At 42.6% G+C, this 3,879-nt stretch carries 4 protein-coding genes; 3 read left to right on the top strand and 1 reads right to left on the bottom strand.

Annotated features, from left to right (window positions below):
* Positions 1–495 (bottom strand): RNA-guided endonuclease InsQ/TnpB family protein (locus PN457_RS13525; RefSeq protein WP_271733883.1); only part of this gene is annotated, 495 nt, incomplete at its 3' end.
* 296 nt (positions 496–791) lie between these two features.
* On the opposite strand from PN457_RS13525, the gene PN457_RS13520 reads away from it, so the two are divergent.
* The 3 genes from PN457_RS13520 (at position 792) to PN457_RS13510 (ending at position 3,647) form a co-directional block, all read left to right on the top strand.
* Positions 792–1,112: a DUF6825 family protein gene (locus tag PN457_RS13520; protein WP_271733882.1), complete on the top strand. Its 321-nt coding sequence runs from the start codon at positions 792–794 to the stop codon at positions 1,110–1,112.
* A 108-nt stretch (positions 1,113–1,220) separates the two neighbouring features.
* Positions 1,221–2,906, top strand: coding sequence for an ABC1 kinase family protein (locus PN457_RS13515; protein WP_271733881.1), 1,686 nt, complete (start codon positions 1,221–1,223; stop codon positions 2,904–2,906).
* Between the two features lie 15 nt (positions 2,907–2,921).
* Positions 2,922–3,647, top strand: coding sequence for a Stp1/IreP family PP2C-type Ser/Thr phosphatase (locus PN457_RS13510; RefSeq protein ID WP_271733879.1), 726 nt, complete (start codon positions 2,922–2,924; stop codon positions 3,645–3,647).
* Positions 3,648–3,879: the final 232 nt, after the last annotated feature.

Here is a 3,879-nt window from a genome sequence, read left to right as displayed (position 1 = left end):
TTGCTCGTAAGCAAAAGCAATGAACCAGCTATTAGCAGTCTTTGATATTGTGATTGATTTACAGGTTGTGTGTGGCAAGCCTTCATAAGTTTTTACCCTTCCAATCGTCGGTAGCTTTATTGATTTGCCGCCTACTGGAATTGGCTTACCTCCAGCATCAATGGTAAAAGCGTCGCGATGTCCTTTGTTTTTAAACTTAGGATATCCACCTTTACCGCTAAAGAATCTAGAGAAAGAATCGCCTAGATGGTCGAAAGCATATTGAGTTATTTTCTGACAAATACCCTTTTCTTTAATCCACTCAAACTCAGGTTTAACATGATTATTAAAGAATTTCTTCAGAATATATTTGTTGGGCTTTAATCCATCTTTATAAAGATTATTCCAAGTCGCTAAACCCCAGTTATAAGTAAACCTGGCAATACCTGCGTGTTTATTCATTATTATTTCTTGGGTTTTACTCAGTTTCAACTTTGTTTTAATGGATAAAAGCATTGCTCGACCTCAACACTGTGTAATGTCTTGACTGACACCCCAATTTTCTTTGCAAACTCATGAGGTTTAAACATAAATACACTTATAGGTTTGTAGATAATTGTATAGGTTTGTCTATTTAATTGTCAACTAGGCTACTACTCAATAAATGGTGAGTTAATAAGATTTACGCATGTTAATAAAATATTTTACAATTAGTTACAGGTCTTGATTTTCAAATTTCTCGCTATTTAACAGCAGCACTAAAGCAGAGAGGCAAGTTATAATTTTCTTGCGGAGCAACGTAACAAAAATTTATGAATAACCCTCTTGTACAAGCCTTTTTTGTAGGCAGAGCTGTAGCAGAAGTAATTAATGAGCGCCTAGAAGTGGCTATAACCGACGCTTTGAGCGATTTGGGCAAATTAGAGGCCGAAGCCAGAGAGCAAATGCGCCAGTTCACAGAACAGGTCTTAGAACGGGCAAATCGGGCAGCTGAAGCCGCTGGTCACAGCACCCCAGGTTCTGGGTCTTCTGGTGCTGATGCTGTGGATGTCCAAGCCACCATTGACGAACTCAGGGCAGAAATTGCCCTCTTGCGTAATGAATTACAGCGTTATCGCAGTAGTTCTGTATAAACTTCCTGATTAGTCATGATTACATGACAGTGGCTGGTCAATATTTCAGGATTCAGTGTGTCTTTTCATTCAGGTGATTTGGTTAACAACCAACGGTACACAAAAAATATGGAAACAGGTTATTCAGATCAGGCATACCGTTGGAATCGGGAAAATTACTCTAGTAGACGGCGCTTTGTAGACATCTGGTCTTTTGTCTTGACCTTAATGTTCAAACTCTGGCGGTACAACAAATCCTGGAGTTACCCCGGCGGTATAACTGAGGAAAAGCAAGCTGCTAGACGCAAAGCCCAAGCAGTCTGGATTCGTAATACCCTGTTGGACTTAGGGCCAACTTTTATTAAAGTCGGGCAGTTATTTTCTACCCGTGCTGATATATTCCCCGGCGAATATGTAGAAGAGTTGGCTAAGTTACAGGACAAAGTACCAGCATTTAGTTATGAGCAAGTAGAAACCAGTATTGAGCAAGAATTAGGTAAGAAAATTCCGGAATTATTCCTGGATTTTGAACCTATTCCCCTGGCGGCTGCTAGTTTGGGCCAAGTACACAAAGCTGTATTGCACACCGGGGAGGTGGTGGTGGTGAAAGTACAGCGCCCTGGACTCAAGAAGCTGTTTGAAATCGATTTACAAATTCTCAAGGGTATTACCCGCTACTTTCAAAACCACCCCAAATGGGGACGGGGGCGAGACTGGCTAGGGATTTACGATGAGTGTTGTCGTATTCTTTGGGAAGAAATTGATTATCTCAATGAGGGTCGCAATGCTGATACTTTTCGTCGCAACTTTCGCGGCTATGAATGGGTAAAAGTACCTAGAGTGTATTGGCGTTATGCTTCACCTAGAGTGTTGACTTTAGAATATGTCCCCGGAATTAAAATTAGCCAATATGAGGCTTTAGAAGCTGCGGGTTTAGATCGCAAGGTGCTAGCACGTCAGGGCGCTCAAGCTTACTTGTTACAATTGCTTAATAATGGCTTTTTCCATGCTGATCCTCACCCCGGAAATATTGCGGTGAGTCCTAATGGCGATTTAATTTTCTACGACTTCGGCATGATGGGACAAATTAAGTCTAATGTGCGTGAAGGACTGATGGAAACGCTGTTTGGAATCGCTCAAAAAGATGGCGATCGCGTGGTTCAATCTCTGATAAATCTAGGAGCGATCGCACCTACAGATGACATGGGGCCAGTACGGCGTTCTGTCCAATATATGTTGGACAATTTCATGGACCAACCCTTTGAAAATCAATCAGTGTCCGCCATCAGTGACGACCTGTATGAAATAGCCTATAATCAGCCATTTAGATTTCCCGCCACCTTCACTTTTGTCATGCGAGCCTTTTCTACTCTGGAGGGGGTAGGTAAAGGCTTAGATCCAGATTTTAACTTTATGGAAGTTGCCCAACCATATGCCATGCAACTAATAACAAATATGAATGGTTCTGATAATAACAGCTTTATCAATGAGTTAAGTCGGCAAGCAGTGCAAGTTAGTAGCACTGCATTGGGGTTACCCCGGAGATTAGAAGATACATTGGAAAAATTAGAACGCGGAGATATGCGCGTGCGTGTGCGTTCTATAGAAACGGAACGTTTACTCCGAAGACAGAGTAATATTCAACTAGGCACAACCTACGCCCTAATTATCAGTGGATTCACTCTTTCGGCTACAATTTTATTAGTTAATCGTTATGTATGGCCGGCGGTGCTAGCTGGTTTGATTGCAGCCGCAGTCTCAGTTATAATGATTCGCTTGCTTTCACGCCTCGACCGTTATGACCGGACATATTAATTGTGCTCAAAAATTATGAAACTTAACTTCACCGGTTCTAGCGATCCGGGACTTGTTCGTTCTAGTAACCAAGATGCTTTCTATGTCGACCCTGATGGGCGATTTTTTATTGTTGCTGATGGTATGGGGGGACACGCAGGGGGTGAGGAAGCCAGTCGCATCGCCACCGACGAAATAACAGGGTTTTTACTCTCCCAATGGAATAGCGATCAACCCACTCCCAAATTGTTAGAAAATGCCCTATGGCAAGCAAATAAAGCCATTTTAGAGGATCAGCAACAGCATCCTCAACGCTCTGATATGGGTACTACTGCTGTGGTGGTGATTTTTCGCCCCTCAAATTCCCCTTGGTGCGCTCACGTTGGTGATTCCAGGTTATACCGGTTTCGAGAGTCCCAATTACAACAGGTGACTGAAGACCATACATGGGTGTCTCGGGCTATTAAGTTCGGTGATATTACTGAAGAGGAAGCTCGAAGTCACCCCTACCGCCATGTATTATCTCGTTGTTTGGGCAGAATAGACTTACATCAAGTTGATATCCAACCCCTAGATGTTCAATTGGGCGATCGCCTGTTAATATGTAGCGATGGACTCACCGAAGAACTGAATAATCAGCAAATTGCGGATCACCTCCGCCACTCTCCCGAACTAAAAACAGCTTCTCATGGGCTAATTACAGCCGCCAAACACCAGGGTGGACATGATAACATCACGGTAGTCATGGTGTCTGTAGAATAGTTAAGATTGGCAATTTTGGATTTTCCTCACCCCAAATGACTGAAAATCCTCAATTGCTGTTCCGGCTTCTCAACACAGATTTTAGAGTACGCTGCTATATAAATCCTAGACAAGTCTAGACATTTATTTCTTACTTCAATGGGAGCATGGGAGCGGTTATCCCTCAGTAAGCTTTCAAGGTTTAGCCAACCTCGATAAGTTAATTGCTGCGTTTAAATCCCTGTCCATTGAA

The sequence above is a fragment of the Anabaenopsis arnoldii genome, from assembly GCF_028331025.1.
GTDB lineage: Bacteria > Cyanobacteriota > Cyanobacteriia > Cyanobacteriales > Nostocaceae > Anabaenopsis > Anabaenopsis arnoldii.
This window is presented reverse-complemented; position numbering and strand designations above follow the sequence as displayed.